19 protein-coding genes are annotated in these 23,672 nt (G+C 64.4%); 11 read left to right on the forward strand and 8 right to left on the reverse strand.

Going from position 1 to position 23,672, the window contains the following annotated elements; translation table 11 throughout:
* Positions 1–18: 18 nt before the first annotated feature.
* Positions 19–393: a glyoxalase superfamily protein gene (locus tag ASC80_RS18375; RefSeq protein ID WP_056300264.1), complete on the reverse strand. Its 375-nt coding sequence runs from the start codon at positions 391–393 to the stop codon at positions 19–21.
* Positions 394–543: 150 nt separating this feature from the next.
* Here ASC80_RS18375 and ubiE point away from each other — a divergent pair, with 150 nt between their 5' ends.
* From ubiE to trxA, 11 genes are all read left to right on the forward strand, one after another.
* Positions 544–1,305, forward strand: coding sequence for a bifunctional demethylmenaquinone methyltransferase/2-methoxy-6-polyprenyl-1,4-benzoquinol methylase UbiE (ubiE, locus tag ASC80_RS18380; protein WP_056300266.1), 762 nt, complete (start codon positions 544–546; stop codon positions 1,303–1,305).
* Positions 1,302–2,876 (forward strand): 2-polyprenylphenol 6-hydroxylase, encoded by a 1,575-nt coding sequence (gene ubiB, locus ASC80_RS18385; RefSeq protein ID WP_056300268.1) that lies wholly within the window; start codon positions 1,302–1,304, stop codon positions 2,874–2,876. Before ubiE ends, ubiB begins: the two co-directional genes overlap by 4 nt.
* A gap of 74 nt (positions 2,877–2,950) precedes the next feature.
* Positions 2,951–4,366: a bifunctional phosphopantothenoylcysteine decarboxylase/phosphopantothenate--cysteine ligase CoaBC gene (gene coaBC / locus ASC80_RS18390; protein WP_056300993.1), complete on the forward strand. Its 1,416-nt coding sequence runs from the start codon at positions 2,951–2,953 to the stop codon at positions 4,364–4,366.
* Entirely contained in the window at positions 4,363–4,821 is a 459-nt protein-coding gene (gene dut, locus ASC80_RS18395) for a dUTP diphosphatase (RefSeq protein ID WP_056300270.1), read from the forward strand. The genes coaBC and dut overlap by 4 nt, the downstream gene beginning before the upstream one ends.
* Positions 4,822–4,974: 153 nt before the next feature.
* Complete coding sequence (locus tag ASC80_RS18400; RefSeq protein ID WP_056300273.1) at positions 4,975–7,512, forward strand: sensor histidine kinase; 2,538 nt, start codon at positions 4,975–4,977, stop codon at positions 7,510–7,512.
* Entirely contained in the window at positions 7,509–9,038 is a 1,530-nt protein-coding gene (gene tsaE / locus ASC80_RS18405; RefSeq protein WP_056300276.1) for a tRNA (adenosine(37)-N6)-threonylcarbamoyltransferase complex ATPase subunit type 1 TsaE, read from the forward strand. Before ASC80_RS18400 ends, tsaE begins: the two co-directional genes overlap by 4 nt.
* Positions 9,039–9,141: 103 nt before the next feature.
* Positions 9,142–9,462, forward strand: coding sequence for a PilZ domain-containing protein (locus tag ASC80_RS18410; RefSeq protein ID WP_056300279.1), 321 nt, complete (start codon positions 9,142–9,144; stop codon positions 9,460–9,462).
* Positions 9,463–9,605: 143 nt separating this feature from the next.
* A complete protein-coding gene (locus ASC80_RS18415) occupies positions 9,606–10,328 on the forward strand; it encodes a nucleotidyltransferase family protein (protein ID WP_056300281.1) in 723 nt (240 codons plus the stop codon).
* 63 nt (positions 10,329–10,391) lie between these two features.
* Positions 10,392–13,565, forward strand: coding sequence for a double-strand break repair protein AddB (gene addB / locus ASC80_RS18420; protein ID WP_056300995.1), 3,174 nt, complete (start codon positions 10,392–10,394; stop codon positions 13,563–13,565).
* Positions 13,562–17,104 (forward strand): double-strand break repair helicase AddA, encoded by a 3,543-nt coding sequence (gene addA / locus ASC80_RS18425; protein WP_056300997.1) that lies wholly within the window; start codon positions 13,562–13,564, stop codon positions 17,102–17,104. Before addB ends, addA begins: the two co-directional genes overlap by 4 nt.
* Positions 17,105–17,166: 62 nt before the next feature.
* On the forward strand, positions 17,167–17,487 hold the full coding sequence (gene trxA, locus ASC80_RS18430) for a thioredoxin (RefSeq protein ID WP_056300284.1): 321 nt from the start codon (positions 17,167–17,169) through the stop codon (positions 17,485–17,487).
* 135 nt (positions 17,488–17,622) lie between these two features.
* Here trxA and ASC80_RS18435 read toward each other — a convergent pair whose 3' ends face one another.
* The 7 genes from ASC80_RS18435 to ASC80_RS18465 all read right to left on the reverse strand — a co-directional run bounded on the left by ASC80_RS18435 (position 17,623) and on the right by ASC80_RS18465 (position 23,520).
* On the reverse strand, positions 17,623–18,939 hold the full coding sequence (locus ASC80_RS18435; RefSeq protein ID WP_056300286.1) for a bifunctional folylpolyglutamate synthase/dihydrofolate synthase: 1,317 nt from the start codon (positions 18,937–18,939) through the stop codon (positions 17,623–17,625).
* A gap of 23 nt (positions 18,940–18,962) precedes the next feature.
* On the reverse strand, positions 18,963–19,889 hold the full coding sequence (accD, locus tag ASC80_RS18440) for an acetyl-CoA carboxylase, carboxyltransferase subunit beta (RefSeq protein ID WP_056300288.1): 927 nt from the start codon (positions 19,887–19,889) through the stop codon (positions 18,963–18,965).
* Between the two features lie 99 nt (positions 19,890–19,988).
* A complete protein-coding gene (gene trpA, locus ASC80_RS18445; RefSeq protein WP_056300291.1) occupies positions 19,989–20,825 on the reverse strand; it encodes a tryptophan synthase subunit alpha in 837 nt (278 codons plus the stop codon).
* Positions 20,822–22,039 (reverse strand): tryptophan synthase subunit beta, encoded by a 1,218-nt coding sequence (gene trpB, locus ASC80_RS18450; protein WP_056300294.1) that lies wholly within the window; start codon positions 22,037–22,039, stop codon positions 20,822–20,824. Before trpB ends, trpA begins: the two co-directional genes overlap by 4 nt.
* Positions 22,036–22,716, reverse strand: a complete 681-nt coding sequence (locus ASC80_RS18455) for a phosphoribosylanthranilate isomerase (protein WP_056300295.1) — start codon at positions 22,714–22,716, stop codon at positions 22,036–22,038. Before ASC80_RS18455 ends, trpB begins: the two co-directional genes overlap by 4 nt.
* A gap of 44 nt (positions 22,717–22,760) precedes the next feature.
* A complete protein-coding gene (locus ASC80_RS18460; RefSeq protein WP_056300298.1) occupies positions 22,761–23,165 on the reverse strand; it encodes a lipopolysaccharide assembly protein LapA domain-containing protein in 405 nt (134 codons plus the stop codon).
* Positions 23,166–23,211: 46 nt separating this feature from the next.
* Positions 23,212–23,520, reverse strand: a complete 309-nt coding sequence (locus ASC80_RS18465; RefSeq protein WP_056300299.1) for an integration host factor subunit beta — start codon at positions 23,518–23,520, stop codon at positions 23,212–23,214.
* Between the last annotated feature and the right edge of the window lie 152 nt (positions 23,521–23,672).

Consider the following 23,672-nt stretch of genomic DNA (forward strand, 5'->3'; position numbering starts at 1 on the left):
TGAAGATTCCTGGCAAGGCTAGGCGGGCGACGGCTCGCTGAACGTAATATGATTTGAGAACGGATCGTAGACGGTGACGGTGGTGGCACCCCATGGCTGCCGCTCGAGACCGGGCCGCATGTAATTGTAGTTCTTTGCCGCAAGCTCGGCATGGTATTCGGCGACGCCGGTCATTTCGATGGTGACATGGCAGCCGGGCGAGCCGTCGCCATGGTGCTCGCTGAGGTACAGCCGGGCATCGCCGCGCGACACCTGCATGAACAGCGGCAGTTTCGGCTCGAAGCGATGCTCGAAATCGACCACGAAGCCGAGATAATCGAGATAGAACTCCCGCGCCTTGGCGATGTCGAACATGCGCAGGGTCGGAATCACACGATTGAACTGGATCGCCATCGAAAATCCCCGGCAACTTGCTCAGCGTTGCGGCGTTAACCTTGACACCTCGCGGAGCAAGGTTCGCGCTTCACGACAGGGTATGTAGCGCGGCGCGACGCGGCGCGCTATGGTCCCGCCGCAAAAGCGAATTTCACAGACCGGGACATCATGGAACGGCCGGACGACACGACACATTTCGGCTACAGGGACGTGCCCCTGGGCGACAAGCAGACGCTGGTCAACGACGTTTTTCACAGCGTCGCGCGGCGCTACGACCTCATGAACGACCTGATGTCAGGCGGGCTGCATCGCGTCTGGAAGGACGTGATGATCAGTACGCTCAATCCGCCGCGCAGCGACGCTCCGTTCGCGCTGCTCGATGTCGCCGGCGGTACCGGCGATATCGCGTTCCGCGCGGCCGCTGCCTCGGGACTGGGCTTCGAGGCGACGGTTTGCGACATCAACGGCGACATGCTTGCGGTCGGCCGCGAGCGCGCCGTCGCCCGCCATCTGGAACATCAGGTGCAATTCGTCGAAGGCAACGCCGAGGCGCTGGCTTTCGCCGACAAGAGCTTCGACGCCTATACGATCGCCTTCGGCATCCGCAACGTGCCGCGCATTCCGCTGGCTCTCAAGGAAGCCTATCGTGTGCTCAAACCCGGTTCGCGTTTCCTGTGTCTCGAGTTCTCGACCGTTACGGTGCCGGGCCTCGACAAGCTTTACGACATGTTCTCGTTCAACGTGATTCCGCAAATGGGTCGCGCGGTCACCGGCGACGCTGAATCCTATCGGTATCTGGTCGAATCGATCCGCCAGTTTCCGAAACCCGAAACATTCGCACAGATGATCCGCGACGCCGGCTTCTCGCGCGTCAAATACGACATCATGTCCGGCGGCATCGTCGCACTGCATTCGGGCTGGCGTTTGTGATCTCATCGCTGGCTCATATCGTGCGGCTCGCGCGCGCCGGCTTCGTGTTCGCGCGCGAAGGCGTGTTCGGGCTGGTCGATCCGTCGCCACTGCCGCCTGCGGCGCAGGCCGCGATCCGTATAGCCCGGTTGATCGAGCGGCGTGACGCCAAAAGCGGCTCGCGGTTTTCACGAGCGCTGACGCGGCTCGGCCCGACCTACGTCAAGCTCGGCCAGTTTCTCGCCACACGCCCGGATGTCGTTGGCGTCACGATGGCACGCGATCTCGAAAGCTTGCAGGACCGGCTGCCGCCGTTTCCACAGGCAGAAGCGCTCAAGGTCGTCGAGACCTCGCTGGAAAGGCCGATTTCCTCGGCGTTTGTGTCATTCGGAGATTCTGTGGCTGCCGCGTCGATCGCGCAGGTGCATCGCGCCGAGGTCGATGACCATGGTACGCGCAAAGCCGTCGCGGTGAAGGTGCTGCGCCCGAACGTGGCCGCGCGCTTCGGCTATGACCTCAGTTCGTTCCGATATGCCGCCCGCAAGATGGAAGCAATTTCGTCCGAGGCGCGACGGCTGCGGGTGATGGAGATCGTCGAGACGCTGGCGCGCTCGGTGGCGATGGAAATGGACCTGCGGCTCGAGGCCGCGGCGCTGTCAGAGATGGCGGAGAACACGATCGACGATCCCGACTTCCGCGTGCCGACTGTCGACTGGGATCGCACCAGTCACCACGTGCTGACGATGGAATGGATCGACGGCATCGCGCTGAATGATCGCGCCAAGCTCGAATCGGCTCATGTCGATCTGCCCGTGCTCGGCCGCAAGATCATCCAGAGCTTCCTGCGCCATGCGCTGCGTGACGGCTTCTTTCACGCCGACATGCATCCCGGCAACCTGTTCGTCGACTACACCGGCCGGCTGGTCGCGGTCGATTTCGGCATCATGGGCCGGCTCGGAATGAAGGAGCGGCAATTCCTCGCCGAGATTCTGCTGGGCTTCATCACGCGCGACTACCGCCGCGTCGCCGAAGTCCATTTCGAGGCCGGCTACGTGCCGGCACATCATTCGGTGGAAAATTTCGCGCAAGCCATCCGCGCCATCGGCGAGCCGATCCACAATCGCGCCGCTGACGAAATATCGATGGCCAAGCTACTGACGCTGCTGCTCGAAGTCACCGGGCTGTTCGACATGCGCACGCGCCCTGAGTTGATCCTGCTGCAGAAGACGATGGTGGTGGTCGAAGGCGTCGCGCGCGGCTTCGATCCCAAGCTCGACATCTGGAAGACCGCCGATCCCGTCGTGCGCGAATGGATCGAACGCAATCTCGGTCCGCTCGGCAAGATCCAGGGCGCGCTCGGCGGCGCCGGCGAACTCGGCCGCGTGCTGTCCGGCCTGCCGTCGATCGCCGCCCGTTCGGTGGCCGTGCTCGAGCAATTCGAGACCATGACCCGCGACGGGCTGGTGCTGTCTTCCGAAACCATCGAGAAAATCGGCCAAGCCGAAGCCCGCAAAACCCGCTGGGTCGCCGCCGCCCTCTGGGTCATCGCGCTGAGTTTCCTCGGGATTTTGATCGTGACCTTGCAATCCTGAATTGATTGCATTGCAATCAATATTTGATGGCGATGATATCATGTGGTATGGGCCATGAGCACTCTGAGGATGCCATGGCCAGTCTGACCGTCCGCAAGCTCGACGACGATCTGAAAACCGCCCTGCGGCTGCGGGCGGCCCGCCACGGCCGCTCGGTGGAGGACGAAGTCCGCGTCATCCTGCGTGAAGCCGCCGAGGGCCGCGAGGCCGCGCCGGCAATGGCTGCCCCCCGGACAGTCCGGCGCACGCAGGGAACTGCTCTTGAACTGCCGCGCGTCACGCTGATCATCGGCGGCGGCATTGCCGCCTACAAGGCGCTGGACCTCATCCGGCGGCTCAAGGAGCGCCGCATTCACGTGCGCTGCGTGATGACCCGCGCCGCGCAGCAATTCGTCACGCCGCTGACCGCGAGCGCGCTGGCCGATGAGCGCTGCTACACGGACTTGTTCGACGCCCAGAGCGAATTCGATGCCGGTCATATCCGCCTCGCTCGCGATACCGATTTGATCGTGGTCGCGCCGGCCACCGCCGACCTGATGGCGAAGATGGCGCAGGGCCACGCCGACGATCTGGCGACCGCGATCCTGCTCGCGACCAATCGCCCGGTGCTGGTCGCGCCCGCGATGAATCCGCTGATGTGGAGCAACGCCGCCACCCGGCGCAACGTGGCGCAGTTGTCGCGCGACGGCATCGCTTTCATCGGCCCCAATGCCGGCGAGATGGCGGAGGCCAACGAGGCCGGCGTCGGCCGCATGGCGGAGCCGGTGGAAATCGCCGACGTCGCCGACGTCATGCTGCGGCCGCCGCAGACGCAAAGCCTCGCGGGTAAATCGATCCTGATTACCGCAGGCCCCACGCACGAGCCGATCGACCCGGTGCGCTACATCGCCAACCGTTCCTCCGGCAAACAGGGCTATGCCATCGCAGCCGCGGCAGCAGCAGCCGGCGCCGACGTGACGCTGGTGTCGGGCCCTGTCGATCTCGACGCTCCGGCCGGCGTCAATGTCATCCATGTCGAATCGGCGCAGGACATGCTGGCGCAGGCGGAACAGGCGCTGCCCGCCGATATTGCGATCTTCGCCGCCGCCGTCGCCGACTGGCGCGTCGCCAATGCCGGGACGCAGAAAATCAAGAAAACATCGGCCGGGATGCCGCCGCTGCAGCTGGTGGAAAATCCCGACATTCTGGCAACCATCGCCAGACGCGCCGAAAACCGCCCCGATCTCGTCATCGGTTTCGCGGCGGAAACCGAAAACCTGCTCGATAACGCAAGATCGAAGCTGAAGCGCAAAGGCTGCGACTGGATCGTCGCCAATGACGTGTCCCCCGAAAGCGGCGTGATGGGCGGCGATCGCAACACCGTGCATATCGTCACCGCCGACGGCATCGACTCGTGGCCGGTGATGACCAAGGACGAAGTCGCCGCCGCGCTGGTCACGCGCATCGCCCAATCGACGAAAGACCCTGCGATGAAGGACCCTGCCCCATGAGCGTTCCCGTCGTTGTCGACGTACGGCAACTGCCCCATGCCGATGGCCTTGCGCTGCCGGCCTATCAAAGCGCGGATGCCGCCGGCCTCGATCTGCTGGCCGCAATCCCGCACGATGCACCGCTCGACCTGGCGCCGGGAACATATGCCATGGTCCCAACCGGACTGGTCATCGCGCTGCCCTCCGGCTTTGAGGCGCAGGTGCGGCCTCGTTCGGGGCTTGCGGCGAAGCACGGCGTGACGGTGTTGAATTCGCCGGGCACGGTCGACGCCGACTATCGCGGCGAGGTCAACGTGCTGCTGATCAACCACGGCAAGGACACCTTCACGATCCGGCGCGGGGAGCGCATCGCGCAGATAGTGATCGCGCCGGTGGTTCAGGCGCAACTGGCGGCCGTGACCTCGATCGCGCCGACCGAGCGCGGCAGCGGCGGCTTCGGTTCCACCGGCCGCTAAAACCTGCCTCAAATTGACCGGATGCGCTGCACCAAGCGTTAACGCCCCGCTTAATTACCGCTCGCGATTCACGTTCACGGTCTGGACTCTTACCCGGTGAGTCCTCTTGGGGATATTGTCTTTCGATTCGCGAATTGCGGTTGGGACCACTCCATGTCGGGCGTGATAGGGGCGATGCGTCGAACCCTGTTGTCGTGCACTTCGATCGTGCATGGCGGCACCGCGCGCCTGTGCGCCCGTCTCGCCGCAGCCACCGCCTTTGCCGCGATAACATCACCCGCCGACGCCGCCGAACCGGGCATGATCGACACCACGATGGCGTTGTTTGCCGGGCTGCATCGTCAGGAAGCCGCAGCACTCGCCGTGGCGGCGTCCGTGCTCGGCTTTTCGGTGGTCGCCGCCATTCTGCTGATGCGCACCCGCGTCCGCGCCGCGAAAATCGAATCGCAGTTGCGCGCGGAGAACCAGACTCTGCAATCCGAATCCGACCGGTTCCGCGCGCTGCTGTTTGCCGAACCGCAGGTGCTAATCTCGTGGGCCGCGGGCGAGGACCGGCCCGACATTTCAGGCGACGTCGCTTTGCTGGTGCCGCAGGGCGCGGCCCACCCGCCGCAGCGCATCCTCGCCTTTGGAACCTGGCTGCAGCCCGAGCAGGCCCTGGCAATCGACCACGCGATCGACGCGTTGCGTGAGGCCGGCGAAGGTTTCCTGCTCAATCTCACCACATCGGCGGGCCGCACCATCGAAGCAATGGGCCGCGCCATCGGTGGACAGGCCATCGTCAGGATTCGCGAACTCTCCAGCGTCCGGCTGGAACTCGCGGAAATGACCATCCGTCATCGCCGCCTGCTTGAAGAGACGGACGCGCTGCGCGCCTTTGCCGCCGTCGCACCGATGCCGATCTGGGCGAAGAACGCCACCGGCGGTCTGGCGTTCGCGAATGCCGCCTATGCTCAGGCGACCGAAGCGGCCAACGTTCCCGACGCGATGACACGCAATCTCGAATTGCTCGACAGCGCCGACCGCGGCGAGATGGCGCGCGCGCTCGCCGAGGGCCGCCCCTACCACGCCAGGGTTCCAGTCGCGATCAGCGGCCAGCGCCGGATCTTCGATGTTCACGCCCTCAATGTTGCCGGCGGCAGCGCCGGCATGGCCATCGACGCCACCGAAGCCGATGCGCTGGGCGCGGCGCTGGTGCGGATGGCGGAAGCCCATCGGCGAATGCTCGACCAGCTGTCGTCCGGCGTTGCGGTGTTCGACGCCCACAAGCGGCTTGCCTTCTATAACGACTCTTACCGGCGGCTGTGGGATCTCGACCCCGCCTTCCTCGATTCCAATCCCGACGATTCGAGTGTGCTGGAAAAATTGCGCGCCGCGCGCAAAATTCCCGAGCAGCAGGATTTCCGCGCGTGGAAGAACCGGCTTCACGAGGCCTATCGTGCGGTCGAGCCGACAAAGGACACCTGGTATCTGCCCGACGGCCGCGCCATCAGCATCGTCACCACGCCTAATCCCGAAGGCGGCGTGACCTATCTGTTCGACGACGTCACCGAAGGCCTGAAACTGCAGCGCCAGAACGACGGCCTGTTACGGGTCCAGCGCGAAACCCTCGACAACCTCGCTGAAGCGGTGGCGGTGTTCGGCGGCAACGGCCGGGCGCGGCTGTTCAATCCGCCGTTCGCACGGATGTGGAAGCTGTCCGCTGAAGAACTAACGCAGCAGCCGCATATCGAAACCATCGAACAATGGTGCCGGCCGCTGTTCGACGACGACGCGGCCTGGCAGGCGCTGCGCGGTGCGATCACCGGCATCGACAATCGCTCGTCGGTGCAGTTGCGGCTGGAGCGCCGCGACGGCAGCGTGCTCGACTGCATGACGATCCCGCTGCCCGACGGCGCGACGATGCTGACGTTCCAGGACGTCACCGACACCGTGAATGTCGAGCGCGCGCTGCGCGAACGAAACGAAGCGCTCGAGACCGCCGACCAGATGAAGGTCGATTTCGTCCATCACGTGTCCTACGAACTGCGCTCGCCGCTGACCACGATCATCGGCTTCGCGCATTTCCTCAACGACCCCGCCACCGGCCCGATGTCGCTGAAGCAGAGCGAATATCTCGGCTACATCACGACCTCGACCAACGCGCTGCTTGCGATCATCAACAACATCCTCGACCTCGCGACCATCGACGCCGGCGCGATGACGCTCGATCTCGGCCCGGTCGACCTGCGTAAAACCGTCGAAGATGCAGCCGCAGGCATTCAGGATCGGCTGGCGCGCGAAAACATCGCGCTGAGCGTCGACATCGATCCGACAATCGGAACCTTCGTCGCCGACGAGCGGCGTATCGTGCAGGTGCTGTACAATCTGCTCGCCAACGCGGTTGGATTCTCACCACAGAACGGCACGATCGCACTGAGCGCCAAGCGCAGCCATGACCGCGTCATCTTTTCGGTAACGGATTCCGGACCCGGCATTCCGGCGGGGGTCAAGGACAAGGTGTTCGACTGGTTCGAAAGTCATGCCAACGGTTCGCGCCATCGCGGCGCGGGTCTCGGCCTGTCGCTGGTGCGCTCATTCGTCGAGCTGCACGGCGGCAAGGTGCGGGTCGATTCCGTTGTCGGACAGGGCACCACTGTCGCCTGCGAATTCCCCATCGACCAGACCGCACACCGCAACGCCGCCGAATGAGCGACCCATCGACCTTCTCGGTTGCGCTCGCGAACGAAACCGCCACCGCGCAACTGATGGCCGACCTGGCGCTGCTGATCGGCCCCGGCGATGTCATCACCTTGTCGGGCGATCTCGGGGCCGGCAAGACCGCCGCCGCGCGGGCGCTGATCCGCTATCTCGCCGGCGACGACGATTTCGAGGTGCCAAGCCCGACTTTCACCCTCGCCCAAACCTACGAGCTGTCCGCCTATCCGGTGCTGCATGCCGATCTCTACCGGATCAGCGATCCGTCCGAGCTCGAGGAGATCGGGCTGGCGCCGCTGCCCGAAGACACTGTTTGTCTGATCGAATGGCCCGAGCGCGCGCCGAACATGCTGCCGCGTAGCCGCATCGACATCGCGCTGACCCATCGGCCCTCACTTGGCTCCTCGGCACGCGCGGCGGAAATCACCGGCTTCGGCGACGCCTCGCCCAAGGTTACGCGGCTGATCGCGCTGCGGCGCTTCATCAACATGTCGGGCCACGCCGAGGCGAAGCGCCGGCGGATGCCGGGCGATGCGTCGACACGCTCCTACGCACGTCTGATCGGCCGCGACTCGTCGCTGATCCTGATGAATTCGCCGCCACGGCCCGACGGACCGGCGATCTATGACGGCAAAAGCTACAGCGCGGCGGTGCATCTCGCCGAGGACGTGAGGCCGTTCGTCGCCATGGCCAACGGACTGCGCGATCGCGGTTTCTCCGCACCCGCCATCCTTGATGCCGATCTCGATTCGGGATTTCTCATCACCGAGGATTTCGGCACCGCGACTTTCATCACGGGAGATCCACCGGCGCCGATTGCTTCGCGCTATCAGGCGGCGGTCGACATGCTGGCAACGCTGCACAGTGAAGCGCTGCCCGAGACCCTGCCGCTTGCGCCGCAGGCAGACTATGACATTCCGCACTTCGACCTCGAAGCCATGATGACCGAAGTCGGGTTGATGCTCGAATGGTATCTTCCCGATCGCGATGTCGAATTGCCGCCGCGCGCCCACGCCGAATTCATCCTGATCTGGCGTGAACTGCTGACCAAGGCCGATGCCGCGCCCAAGACCTGGATGCTGCGCGATTTCCATTCGCCCAACCTGATCTGGCTCGACGACCGGCCGGGCATCGGGAAGGTCGGCGTGCTGGATTTTCAGGACGCCGTGATCGGCCCCACCGCCTACGATCTCGTGTCGCTGCTGCAGGACGCGCGCATCGACGTTCCGGAATCGATCGAGCTCGCGATGCTGGCGCGCTATGTCGCCGGACGGCGGGCCGCTGACCCGTCATTCGATCCCTCCGCCTTCGCCGAGACCTACGCGGCGATGTCCGCCCAGCGGAATACGCGACTGCTGGGAACTTTCGCGCGGTTGAACCGGCGCGACGGCAAGCCGCATTATCTGCGGCACCAGCCGCGGATCTGGACCTATCTCAGCCGCGCTTTTGCCCATCCGTCGCTGGCCCGGCTCAAGGAATGGAGCCTCGCCCACGTTCCGCCGCCGGTCGCAGCGCCCTGACAACATCGTTTTTTACCCGCTGTTCATCATCTCACCGCTACCTTGCCCCAAATTTCCCGGCACTGCCCGCCGGAGACCGTAGCAACTGGCTGGAGCAGCGAGAATGGCTGAAAGGCAACGAGGCGAGCGCGTGGTTTTCGAACGGGGATTCTCCGCGCACATGATGGGCATCGACGGCACATGGCGCCGTGAATGCCTCGTCGAGGACATTTCCGAAACCGGCGCCAAGCTCACGGTCGACGGTTCGGTGGAAGGCCTCAACCTCAAGGAATTCTTCCTGCTGCTGTCCTCGACCGGCCTTGCCTATCGGCGCTGCGAGCTGTCCTGGGTCAATGGCGAACAGATCGGCGTCGGTTTCCTGAAGCCCGCGGACGGCAAGAAAAAGGTCCGGCGGAATACCGGCGCGCAGGTCGTCGAGGTCTGATTTCACCGCGAGATTCTTCAAAACGGCCGAGTCGCACCACCGTCACATTCGGCCGATAGACAGGCGCCGATGCGCCGCCGCCCGGTGGATGCTATCGTCACCCGCCGATGTGGCCCGTGACGCTGTGTGAGAAATTCCCGACAATGCCCGTCAAACCGACAACTGCCATGGTCCTCGCCGCCGGGTTCGGCGTGCGGATGCGGCCGCTGACCGACCATCGGCCAAAACCGCTGGTTGAGGTGGCAGGCAAGCCGCTGCTCGATCATGTGCTCGACCGGCTCCGGGAGGTCGATGTCAAAACCGCCGTGGTCAATGTGCACTACCTGCCCGACCAGATCATCCGGCATGTCGCCTCGCGCGACGCGCCCCGCGTTATCATCTCCGACGAGCGCGACGTGGTCCTCGGCACCGGCGGCGGCGTGGTCAAGGCGCTGCCCCTGCTCGGCTCTGCACCGTTTTTTCATCTCAACGCCGACACGATGTGGATCGATAGCGTCCAGCCAAATCTGGCGCGCCTCGCCGAGGCCTTCGATCCAGCGAAAATGGATATCCTTCTGCTGATGGCGCCGACCGCGAGCAGCATCGGCTATGCCGGCGCCGGCGACTACGCCATGATGACCGATGGTACCTTGCGCAAGCGCAAGGAGCATCAGGTGGTGCCGTTCGTCTATGCCGGCGCTGCGATCATGGCGCCCGGAATTTTCAAGGACGCGCCGCAGGGCGAATTCTCGCTGACCAAAATCTTCGATCGCGCCAACGAACAGGAGCGCCTGTTCGGGTTGCGGCTTGAGGGCGTGTGGATGCATGTCGGCACGCCGGACGCTGTCGGCGCCGCCGAGGCAGCCCTTCTCGCCAGCGCGGCGTAATTCGATACTCCCACTTCGCACCTCGCACGTGCCATGATGCGCCCTGATCGAATCGGGACGTTCATGCACGTTTTCAATGTTCCCTCCTCAGCTCCGTTTTTGCACACGGTCATCACCGCCCTTGTCGAAGGGCGGCTGATCGACGGCTTCGACGTGCGCGCGAACCCCGACCGGCTCGCCGACGTGACGCTGTATCTGCCGACGCGGCGCGCCGGGCGCATGGCGCGCGAAATTTTCCTCGACGTGATGAAGACCGAAGCCGTGCTGCTGCCGCGCATCGTCCCCCTCGGCAGCTTCGACGAGGACGAGATCGAATTCGCGCAGGCGCAGAGCCAGCCGGGATTCTCCGCCCTCGACATTCCGCCGGCGCTCGACGGCCTGGAGCGTCGCCTGACTCTGGCGCAACTGGTGGCTGCGTGGGCGAAACAGCTCAAGCCCGACGATCCGGCCCCGGCTCCACTGGTGGCGGGCGGCCCGGCCTCAACGCTGGCGCTGGCCGACGATCTCGCGCGGCTGATGGACGACATGGCGACACGCGGCGTCGACTGGCGCGCGCTCGACGGTCTCGTGCCCGACGATCTCGATGTCTACTGGCAGAAGACTCTCGAGTTCCTGCGGATCGCGAAGTATGTCTGGCCCGGCGTTCTCGCGGCGTCCGGCAAGATCGAACCGGCGGCGCGGCGCGACCTGTTGATCGAGGCGGAAGCGGCGCGGCTAAAGGCGCGGCAGACCGGGCCGGTGATTGCCGCAGGCTCCACCGGTTCGATGCCGGCGACAGCAAAATTCCTCCACGCCATCGCGCAGCTTCCTCAAGGCGCGGTTGTGTTGCCGGGTCTCGACACCGAACTCGACGACGAATCGTGGCAATCGATCGGCGGCGCGCGCGACGCGACGGGAAAATCCCTCACACCGCCGCTGTCGAGCCATCCACAGTTTGCCCTGCATGGCCTGCTGGCGCGCTTCGGCATGACCCGGAAGGACGTGAGGCCGCTGGTGGCACCGCTGGGCCGTGAAACATTGGTGTCGGAGGCGATGCGGCCGGCGACGTCGAGTGCGCAATGGTCGACGCAGTTAGCAAAACCCGACATCGCTGCACGCATTTCGCACGGGATCGATAATCTCACCGTGATCGGGGCGCCCAATCCAGAGATGGAAGCACTGGCCATTGCGATAGCGATGCGCGAGGCACACGAAAATAAGCGCTCGGCGGCGCTGGTGACACCGGATCGCGCGCTGGCACGGCGCGTGATGGCCGCGCTCGGCCGATGGTCGCTCGACTTCGACGATTCCGGCGGCGACAGCTTGATGGATACCCCGGCTGGATTGTTCGCGCGGCTGGCGGCGCAGACCGTCGCCGAAAATCTCGCACCCGCGCCGTTGCTCGCCTTGCTCAAGCATCCGCTGCTGCGGCTGGGCGCTGCGGACGGCGCATGCCGGGATGCGATCCATACCCTCGAAATCGCGCTGCTGCGCGGCACCCGGCCGCAAGCGGGCAGCATCGGGCTTGCCCGCGATTTTTCGCGATTTCGCGATGAACTTGCGAAACTCAGGCGCAAGGAACCATCGGCGATCCATCGCTCGGAACCGCGCGCGCAACTCGACGACGACCGGCTGGATAGAGCGCAGACCCTGATCGACGCGCTCGCCACTGCGCTCAAGCCGCTCGAAGACACTCGCGACGGCAAGCCGATCGATTTCGCAGCGCTCGCCGCCCGCCACCGCGCCGTAGTTGCGGCGCTCTCCACCGACAACACCGGCACCGCGTGTGCCTTCGAGGGGCCGGACGGCGACAAGCTTGACGCGGCCTTCGCCGATCTGCTGCCGGCCACACCTGATGATCAAGCAACAACGCCCGGCCATGGCTTTGCCGTGTCTCTCGGCGATTACCCGGAAGTCTTCCGCGTCGCTTTCGCCGACCGCATTGTGCGGCGCGCGCAGGCGCCGGGCGCCACCTTGCGCATCTACGGTCTGCTCGAAGCCCGTCTCACCCATTGCGACCGCGTCATTCTCGGCGGCCTGATCGAAGGCGTGTGGCCGCCGCAACCGCGCATCGATCCCTGGCTGAGCCGCCCGATGCGCCATGAACTCGGTCTCGATCTGCCGGAACGCCGCATCGGCCTGTCGGCGCACGATTTCGCGCAGTTGCTCGGCACCGACGAAGTGATTCTGACCCATGCGGCCAAATCCGGCGGCGCACCGGCGGTGGCGTCGCGCTTCCTGCATCGCCTCGAAGCCGTGGCCGGAGAAGAGCGCTGGAAGGCCGTCACGCGGCGCGGCGATGACTACACGCGCTTTGCCGATGCGCTGGATCATCCCGAGACCGTAACGCCGGTCCCGCAGCCAGCACCGAAACCGAAGCGCGATTTGCGGCCGTTGACGATGTCCGTCACCGAGATCGAGGACTGGCTGCGCGATCCCTATACCATTTTTGCCAAGCGTATCCTGAAACTGGTGCCGCTCGATCCGGTCGACATGCCGCTGTCGGCGGCGGACCGCGGCTCCGCGATCCATGAGGCGCTCGGCGAATTCACACAGGAATTTTCAGACGCCCTGCCAACCGATATTCCCGGCGCACTGATCGAGATCGGTGCCAGACATTTCGCGCCGCTGATGGAGCGCCCCGAGGCGCGGGCGCTGTGGTGGCCGCGCTTCCAGCGCATCGCGGCGTGGTTCGCTGGCTGGGAGGTCGCGCGGCGAACCGAGATGACGAAAGCCGCCGCTGAAATCTACGGCACGATCCCTATTCCGCTCGACGATGGGCGCGAATTCAAACTGTCCGCGCGCGCCGACCGTATCGAACACCGCAGCGACCGGACCTATGCCATTGTCGACTACAAGACCGGACAGCCGCCGACCGGCAAGCAGGTGTTCATGGGCCTGTCACCGCAGCTCACACTGGAGGCCGCGATCCTGCGACAAGGCGGCTTCAGGAATATTCCGGCGGCCTCTTCGGTCAGCGAGCTGGTCTATGTGAAACTCAGCGGCAACAACCCGCCGGGCGATGAGCGCGTGCTGGAATTGCGTATGAGATCGTCCGACGACTCGCAATTCCCCGACGAGGCTGCGGATCAGGCGCTGCGAAAACTCGAAATTTTGATCCGTAAATTCGAGAACGAGGACGAGCCTTACCGTTCGCTCGCATTGTCTATGTGGTCGAACCGCTACGGCCGCTATGACGATCTGGCGCGCATCAAGGAATGGTCGGCAACCGGCGGTTCGGGCGGAGGCACCGAATGAAGGCTCCGCGCAGCAACATTCCAGACGCCATCACCGCCAAGCAGGCACAGGCGTCGAATCCCGACATCTCCGCCTTCGTCGCCGCCAATGCCGGGGCAGGCAAGACCCACGTCCTGGTCCATCGCGTGATCCGGCTGCTGCTGGCTGGCGTTTCACCCGAGAAGATTCTCTGCATCACCTTCACCAAGGCGGCCGCCGCCAACATGGCCGAGCGCGTTTTCTCAACCCTTGGCCATTGGGTGGCGTTGAACGACGCCGAACTCGACGCTGCGATTCTCGCTACCGGCGCGGCACGCCCGAACGTCGCGACACGCAAGCGCGCCCGAGAACTGTTCGCCTGCGCGCTGGAAACGCCGGGTGGGCTTAAAGTGCAAACCATCCACGCGCTGTGCACGCGGCTGCTGCAACAGTTTCCGTTCGAGGCCAATGTGCCGGCGCGTTTCGCGGTGCTCGACGATCGCGACCAGAACGACATGATGGAGCGCGCCAATCTCGGCGTGCTGCTGGAGGCCGCGAACACGCCAGACTCACCGCTCGGCCGCGCGCTGACGCTGGCGATGACGCAGGCCGCCGATGTCACATTTCAGGACGTCGTGCGCGAGGCATGCCTGAGCCGCGAGCATTTCATGGCGTGGTCTGACAGTGCCGGCTCGATCGACGCCGCGATGGTTCAGGTCGCACAGACGCTCGGCGTCGGGCCCGGCGACCGTCTCGAAGATATCGATAATGACATTCTCGACGGACCACATCTGCCATGCAGCGAGTGGGCGAGCGTTGCGGCCACCCTTGAAACCGGAGGCGCGAATGACGGCAAACAGGCCACCCGGCTTCGCGCAGCATTGGCAACGACAGGCCAGGATCAGATCGAGCGCTACCTGACGGTCTTCCTGACCGACAAGATGGAGCCACGAAAATCGCTGGTGACGAAGAAGATCAGCGACCCATACCCCGGCCTCGCCGCACGGCTCGATCGTGAGTGCGAACGGGTCATCGCACTTCTCGAAAAGCGCCGCGCCATCAATCAGCGCGACCGCACCCGCGCCTTGCTCACCATCGCCTCCGCCGTCGCCGCCAACTACCGGCAGGAGAAGCAAGCGCGCGGGCTGCTCGACTATGACGATCTGATCGACAAGACGCTGGAGATGCTCAACAGCGTGTCGTCGGCCTGGGTTCATTTCAAGCTGGACCGCGGCGTCGATCACGTGCTGATCGACGAAGCGCAGGATACCAGTCCCCGCCAATGGGATATTGTCGAGCGCATCATCGCCGAATTCACCACGGGTATCGGTGCCCGCGATGGCGTCAGGCGCACCATCTTCGCGGTCGGCGACGAGAAACAATCGATCTTCTCGTTCCAGGGCGCCAAGCCGCGCGAGTTCGATAATCGGCGGAGCGATCTGGAGCGCCGTTTCAAGGCCGCCGCCCTCGCTTTCGAGCGCGTGTCGTTCACCTACTCGTTCCGCTCCGGCAACAGCGTGCTGAAGACAGTCGAAAGCACATTCCGCGACCAACTGATTTATCGCAGCATCACCACCGATACCGGCGGCATGCCGCCGCACATGGCATTGACCGATGCCGCGCCCGGCATGATCGACCTGTGGCAACTGGAGCAGCCCGCCGAGGCGCGCGAGATCGAAGGCTGGGATGCGCCGTTCGATACACTGTCGGAATCCGATCCCGAGGTCCGGCTGGCGGCGCGCGTGCAAAGCGAGATCGCCGCACTGATCGCCGCCGGCACGATGACCGGCTCGGCCGGCAGGCAGCGGCGGTTGAGTTTCGGCGACATTCTCATTCTGGTCCGGCGGCGCGGCACCGCGTTCGACGCCGTCATTCAAGCGCTGAAGCGTGCGGGAATTCCGGTCGCCGGCGCCGACCGCCTGAAACTGACTGAACACATCGCGGTCATCGACTTGATGAATCTCGCTGACGCGCTGCTGTTGCCGAATGACGATCTCGCGCTGGCCGTGGCGCTGAAAAGCCCGCTGTTCGGGCTGACTGATGACGACCTTCTGAGGATTGCACCGGATCGACAGGGTACGCTGCGCGATGCGCTCGCTCACCATGCGGCGGAGGACGCGCGCCTGAAGGAGGCTCACGACCGGCTCGAGGTCTGCACTGCGCAAGCGGCACAGACAACGCCGTTCGCCTTCTTTGCCTGGCTGCTTGGCGGCGACGTCGACAGCGGCCGCGCGAAAATCCTGCGTCGGCTCGGACTTGAGGCCAATGACGCGCTCGACGAATTCCTCGAACTGGCGCTGACGTATGAAACCAAGGCACCGGCGTCGCTGCAGGGCTTCATGGCCTGGCTTCGAGCGGCCGACACCGAGGTGAAGCGCGACATGGAAATCGCGCGCGACGAGGTTCGCGTGATGACCGTGCATGGCGCCAAAGGGCTTGAGGCGGCCGTGGTGTTCCTGATCGACACCACGTCATCGCCCGCCGACACCCAGCGCCTCAATCTCGTGCGCCTGCCGCAGGGCAATGCCGCGCCGAGCGCTCCCGGCATCGTGGTCTGGGCTGGCAAGAAGGCCGACGATCCGGCCACCGTCGCCACTGCACGCGCGGCGATGAAGGAGGAAACCGAGGACGAATATCGCCGCTTGCTTTATGTCGCGATGACCCGTGCCGCCGATCGCCTGATCGTCGGCGGCGTCCAACCCGGCAATCGCAAGGATGTGCGTCCATTGTCGTGGTACGACCTGATCGCCAAGGGCCTCGAAGCCTCCGACCTCGCCGTGACCGAGATCGAAACGCGCCACGGAACTGTGAAGCGCTACCAGCATCTCGCTGACACGATGTCTGAGCCCGTCATCGGGTCGCTGCCGCCGGAAGCAATGTCAACGTCGTTGCCAACATGGTTGCGTGCCCGCGCCGTGAAGGACACGCCGGCCGATATCCTGCTGCGGCCATCGGATGTCGACGAGGACGAACCGCGCGGGCAGCGCAAGGGCGAAACCCGCGAGGCCCGCGCCCGCGCGCTCAAGCGCGGCACACTGGTGCATCGGCTGCTGCAATCGCTGCCGGACATTGCAATCGAAAAGCGGCGCAAGGCGGCGGACCAGTTTCTGGAACGCAACGTACCGGACACGGATGGCTGGAGCAGCAACGATCGCGCTGCGCTCACCGCGCAGATCATCGCACTGATCGACGATCCTCGCTTTGCGGCGCTGTTCGCCCTTGGTAGCCGCGCCGAGGTCTCAATTGCCGGTCGGGTGCAGCGAATCGACCGGCCGCCGGCGCTGGTTGCGGGCCAGATCGACCGGCTGGTGGTGACGCCAGGCGAAATCCTGATCGTCGATTACAAGACCAACCACACGCTGCCCCGGACCGCCGACGACGCGCCGCGCGACTATGTCCGCCAGCTCGCGCTTTACCGGCAGGTTCTCGCCGGGCTCTATCCCGGCCGACCGGTGCGTTGTTTTCTTCTCTGGGCCGAAGGCCCTGAAATGATGGAGATTTTGGCTCCGGCGCTGCACGCGGAGCTGGCCCGCTATCATGTCATCGTGACCAACCTTGACCCGGCAGAAGTGCGTTCATAGGTTGGTCCTACGTTCCCGGCGCGCGATTCCCATCGCGCGCTTTTCATCCAACGAGGCATGACATGAGTGTGGGCAAGGTTTCCGACGCCGATTTCGACGCAGAAGTTCTCAAGGCGGACGGCCCGGTCGTCGTCGATTTCTGGGCGGAATGGTGCGGCCCGTGCCGCATGATCGCACCGGCGCTCGACGAGATCGCAGGCGCGATGGGCGACAAGGTCAAGATCGTCAAGCTCAACGTCGACGAAAGCCCGAAGACCGCGTCGAAGTATGGCGTAATGTCGATCCCGACCCTGATGATCTTCAAGGGCGGTGAAATGGCGTCGCGTCAGGTCGGCGCCGCGCCGAAGCAGAAGCTGCAGCAGTGGATCACCGCGGCGGTCTGATTTCGCTTCGCGAGAATTTTTCGAACGGCCGGTGGAAACACCGGCCGTTTTGTTTTGCGCATTTTCACAAAGGCATCGTCAGGCCCGGCCATGACGATTCATCAAATTATCTGCAGAATAACTGTCGCGCTGAACTTATGTCGGCAGCGTGCCATTTTCCGCCAGTACGTGCCCGGCGAGATAAAGCGAACCGGTGATCAGGATGCGCGGCGGCACCTCATAGGCCAGCGCCGCGATCCGGCGCAGTGCGGCTTCGACGCTTTCGGCGATCTCGACACGCATCCCCAGACGGCGCGCGGCGTCGGCGAGGATATCGGGCGCCATCGCGTTGTCCTGATCGGGAATCGGCACTGCGATGATATGCCGGGTCAGGCCGGCAAAATTGGCAAGGAAGCCACCGGCATCCTTGTTACCCATCATCCCGGTTACGATCACCAGCGGGCGTGACACCCGCTCCTCAAGATCGCCCAGCGCTGCGGCAACAACCCGGCCGCCATCGGCGTTGTGGCCGCCGTCGAGCCATACTTCCGAATCCTTCGGCGCCTGCGCGACCAGCGCGCCGGACACCAGGCGCTGCATCCGCGCCGGCCATTCGGCGCGCGCGATGCCCTGCTCGAACGCGGCCTGATCGATCTTGAATTCTTCGATCGCGCGCAGCGTCGCGATCGCAAGACCAGCGTTGCCGAACTGATGACGCCCGAACAGGCGCGGCGCCGACAGATCGAGCAATCCCCGCTCGTCCTGATAGACCAGCCGCCCGCGCTCGATGCTGACGTGCCAATCCTGCGTCGCGGCATGAAGCGGCGCTCGCAGCTTCTTCGCAACAGCTTCGATGACAATCTCAGCCTCGGCGTGCTGCTCGGCGCAGATCACCGGCACGCCTTTCTTGATGATGCCGGCTTTCTCGCCGGCGATCTTGGCCAGCGTATCGCCGAGAAATTCCGGATGATCCATGCCGATCGGCGTGATGACACTCGCGACCGGCTTGTCGATCACGTTGGTCGCATCGAGCCGCCCGCCGAGCCCGACCTCCAGCAACAGCACATCCGCCGGATGATCCGCGAACAGGCAGAACGCCGCCGCGGTTTCCATTTCGAAAATCGTGATCGGCACGCCGCCATTGGCGCGCTCGCAGCGATCGAGCGCCGCTCGCAACTGCTCGTCGGTGGCGAGCACGCCGCCGCCGACCTTGCCGAGACGAAAACGCTCATTGAACCGCACCAGATGCGGCGAGGTATAGACGTGAACGCGCAGGCCTGCCGCTTCCAGCATCGCCCGCAGGAATGCGACCGTGGAGCCCTTGCCGTTGGTGCCGGCAACATGGATCACCGGCGGCAGTTTGCGCTCTGGATGCTCGAGTGCATCGAGGATGCGCAGCATTCGCTCGAGCGTCAGATCGATCCGCTTGGGATGGAGTGCGGCGAGCCGCCCGAGAATGTCGTCAAGCGGCATCGGAGGTCTGGGTCGCGGTGCGCTCACGCCGGGGGCGTGTCAGCCGTGACCGGCTCGACATCCGGTGCGACCGGCAGCGTAACCGGCGACTGAATCTGCGACACCGGTGCCTTGGTCAGAAGGCGGCATAATCTTGCGAGAGTCGGGCGCAGATCATGGCGATGCACCACCATGTCCACCATGCCGTGGTCTCTCAAATACTCGGCGCGCTGGAATCCTTCCGGCAGCTTTTCGCGAATGGTCTGCTCGATCACGCGGGCACCGGCAAATCCGATCAGCGCCCCAGGCTCGGCGATATGCACATCGCCCAGCATCGCGTAAGACGCGGTGACGCCGCCCGTGGTCGGATTGGTCAGCACCACGATGTAAGGCTGCTTCGCTTCGCGCAGCATCTGGATCGCAACCGTCGTGCGCGGCAGTTGCATCAGCGACAGGATGCCTTCCTGCATCCGCGCGCCACCCGACGCTGCGAAAATGATGAACGGCGATTTCTTCTCGACGGCAAGTTCAAGACCGGTCACCACCGCCTCGCCCGCCGCCATGCCGAGCGAGCCGCCCATGAAATCGAAATCCTGCACCGCGACCACTGCGGGATGACCTTCGATCCGGCCGTAACCGACCTTCACCGCATCATTCATCCCGGTCTTGGCGCGGGCGTCGCGGATACGGTCGACGTATTTGCGCTCGTCGCGGAATTTCAGCGGATCGGCGGTGACATCAGGCAGCGCGACGTCGAACCATGTTTCGTTATCGAAGATCGATTTCAGGCGCGCGACCGCGCCCATGCGCATGTGATAGTTCGAGCCTGGAATGACGAACTGGTTCTGCTCGACGTCCTTGTAGAAAACGAGCTGGCCGGAATCCGGGCATTTGATCCAGAGATTCTCCGGCGTCTCGCGTTTCAGAATGCTGCGAATTTTCGGCCGGACGACGTTGGTCAACCAGTTCATGAGATGCTCCGCGTCGTTGCGCTGATCTGCTCTATATGGACGCCGGACCCGACCCCGGCAACCCGCAAATTCCTGAATATTGGCCTTGTTTTCAGGGCGCTATTCTGCCGCCTGCTTCGCGCCGCGCACGCCTTGCGCCAGCGCCGCGGTCAAATCCGCCACCGCCGAAACCGTTTTCGCCGTGGCACGATTGTCTGAATCGAGCGTTTCACGCAGCGCGTCGATCAGCGCCGAACCGACCACCACACCATTGGCGGCCTGAGCGATGCCGCGCGCCGCTTCCGGCGTGCGGATGCCGAAGCCGACGCACACCGGCAGTTTGGTATGGCGCTTGATCCGCGCCACCGCATCCGCAACCTGCGCGGTGTCGGCGGACGCCGAACCGGTGATCCCGGTGATCGACACGTAATAGACAAAGCCCGAGGTGTTCGCGAGCACCGCCGGCAAACGCTTGTCGTCGGTGGTCGGCGTTGCAAGGCGAATGAAATTCAAACCCGCCTTCATCGCCGGCAGGCACAGTTCGGTGTCTTCTTCCGGCGGAAGATCAACGATAATCAAGCCATCGACGCCGGCGGCTTTCGCATCGGCAAGAAACTTGTCGACGCCGTAGATGTAGATCGGATTGTAGTAACCCATCAGCACCAGCGGCGTGCGCCCGTCGTCCTTGCGGAAATCGCGGACCAGCCCGAGCGTTTTTGTCAGCGTCATGCCGGCTTTCAATGCGCGCAGACCGGCCGCCTGAATCGCCGGACCGTCCGCCATCGGATCGGTGAACGGCATGCCGATTTCAATGATGTCCGCCCCGGCTTTCGGCAGCGCCTTGATGATCGAGAGCGAGGTCGCGGGATCCGGATCGCCGGCCATCACGAATGTGACGAATGCCGCGCGGCCTTCCTTCTGCAGTTCGGCGAACCTTGTGTCGATGCGCGTGGTCACTTCTTCTTGCCTTTCAGAATGTCGCCGACCTGCGGCACGTCCTTGTCACCACGGCCGGAGAGATTGACCACCATCAGATGATCCTTCGGCCGTTTCGGCGCGAGCTCCATCACCTTGGCGATGGCGTGCGCGGGCTCCAGCGCCGGAATGATGCCTTCGAGCCGCGACAGCAACTGGAACGCGGCCAACGCCTCATCGTCGGTCGCTGACAGATAGGTGACGCGGCCGCTTTCATGCAGCCATGAATGTTCGGGGCCGATACCAGGATAGTCCAGTCCCGCCGAGATCGAGTGCGCGTCCTGGATCTGGCCGTCGCCGTCCATCAGCAGATAGGTGCGATTGCCGTGCAGCACGCCGGGACGCCCGCCTGCGATCGACGCCGCGTGGAGTTGGGTCAGGCCATGGCCCGCCGCCTCGACGCCGAAGATTTCAACCGACGGATCGTCGAGGAACGGATGGAACAGACCCATCGCGTTCGAGCCGCCGCCGATGCAGGCGACCAGCGAATCGGGCAGGCGCCCTTCGGCTTCCTGCATCTGAACGCGGGTCTCCTCGCCGATCACCGACTGGAAATCGCGCACCATCATCGGATACGGATGAGGCCCCGCCACCGTGCCAATGCAATAGAACGTGGTCGCGACATTGGTGACCCAGTCACGTAGCGCATCGTTCATCGCGTCCTTGAGCGTGCGCGAGCCGGACTGCACCGGCACGACCTTCGCGCCGAGCATTTCCATGCGGATCACGTTCGGCTGCTGACGCTCGACGTCCACCGCGCCCATGTAGACGATACACTCAAGGCCAAAGCGCGCGCACAGCGTCGCGGTGGCGACCCCATGCTGCCCGGCACCGGTCTCGGCGATAATGCGCTTCTTGCCCATGCGGCGCGCGACCATGATCTGGCCGAGCACGTTGTTGACCTTATGCGAGCCGGTGTGGTTCAGCTCCTCGCGCTTGAAGTAGATTTTCGCGCCGCCGAGATGCTCGGTGAGGCGTTCGGCGAAATACAGCGGCGACGGCCGGCCGACATAGTCCTTGAGGTAGCCGTTCATCTCGCGCCGGAACGCCGGATCGGCCTTGGCCTCGGCGTAGGCTTTTTCCAGATCGAGAATCAGTGGCATCAGTGTTTCAGCGACGAACCGTCCGCCGAAGATGCCGAAGTGACCGTGCTCATCAGGACCGGAGCGGAAGGAATTGGGAAGGGACGAATTCATACGCGGCTCGCAACTTTCGTGTTCGCGGAAATCTCTCCGGCCTCGCGCGCGGTGCGGATGAAAGCGCGGATCATGTCGGCATCCTTGACGCCCGGCGCGCTTTCGACGCCGGATGAAACATCGACGCCGCCGGCGCGGGTAACGCGGATCGCCTCCGCGACGTTGCCGATGGTCAGTCCGCCTGAGACCAGGAAGGGGATCTCAAGCTTGATGCCGTCCAGCAGATGCCAGTCGAACGGCACACCGAGACCGCCGGGGCGCGTTGCATCCTTCGGCGCGCGGGCATCGAACAGGATGCGATCGGCTGCCGCAGCGTAGCCCGGCAGGCTTGCCAGATCGCCGGCGGTTGCCACCGGAATGGCCTTCATCACCGGCAAGCCGAATTTCTGTTTGATGTCGCGAACCCGCGCCACGCTCTCGTGGCCGTGCAGTTGAAGGATCGCTGGCTGCAGCGTCTCGATGATGTTCTCGAACGTGGCGTCGTCCGCATCCACGGTGAGCGCAACCTTGACGGCGCGGCCTTTCGCGATCCGCCCGAGTTCACGCGCGGCGCCAAGGCCGACATGCCGCGGCGAGGCCTCGAAAAATACGAAACCCACCATATCGGCGCCGGCATCCAGGGCCGCTTCAAGCGTCCCGGAGGTAGACAGACCGCATATTTTGACGAGCAGGGGCATGGTTCCGACAGACAGCCAGGCGAATGGGGAAGACCGGGCGGGTTCTACAACGGCGCGCCGTGCTTGTCTCGCCCAATGCCCATCAGATAGGGGATTTGGCCGACGGCGGGATGCCCGGCAGGGTCCGCCTGCGCACTGTTCCGAAGCTGGGCGAGGCTCGCCTCGGTGCCGGCCAGCCGGCTGCGGGTCTCGCTCAGCTCCCCTTCCAGCCGCCGCGCTGCCCGCCGCCACCGCCGCTGGCTGAACCATGTCGCAATACCACCGGCGATCACCCCGAGGGCGGCCATGGCGATCACCACGACGAACAGCGGCAGCGTTAACGCCACGGCCGGATCGGTGGAATTGAACGGGTCGAACGACAGTGTCACGAAGTGACGATTGGCAACCGCGAAAGCGAGGAAGATCAGCGCGAGGGGAAGGACGATCAGGGTGTTGAGCAGTTTGCGCATCGCGATCTTTCCTCGCCGCGGCCAACGACGCGCGGGTGCGATCGGATCAGGACGCCGCGCCGGCGTCGTCGCCGTTCTCGCGGTTCAGCCGCTCGCGCATTTCCTTGCCGGTCTTGAAGAACGGCACGCTCTTCTGCTCAACAGGAACGTGCGCGCCAGTGCGCGGATTGCGCCCTGCGCGCGCGGGACGATGCTTCACCGAGAAAGCGCCGAAACCACGCAGCTCAACACGATCTCCGCGCGACAGCGCTGCGACGATTTCATCGAGGATCGCATTCACAATGTTCTCCACGTCTCTCTGATAGAGATGCGGATTATGCTCGGCGATGCGCTGGACGAGTTCTGATTTTATCATCGACTAGGATACTCGGAGAACTTGCACGGCGCATTTCCTTGAAAAAGAGTTGCGCTGTCAAGTCGCTTAATCCCCTGACAGCACCGCGAAATCACGTGACAAATGCTTTGAACCGCGTTTCACGAAATTCCCGCACCGCCGCATGAGCGGCT

Origin of the sequence: Afipia sp. Root123D2 (assembly GCF_001425835.1) — a bacterium.
Classification (GTDB): domain Bacteria; phylum Pseudomonadota; class Alphaproteobacteria; order Rhizobiales; family Xanthobacteraceae; genus Afipia.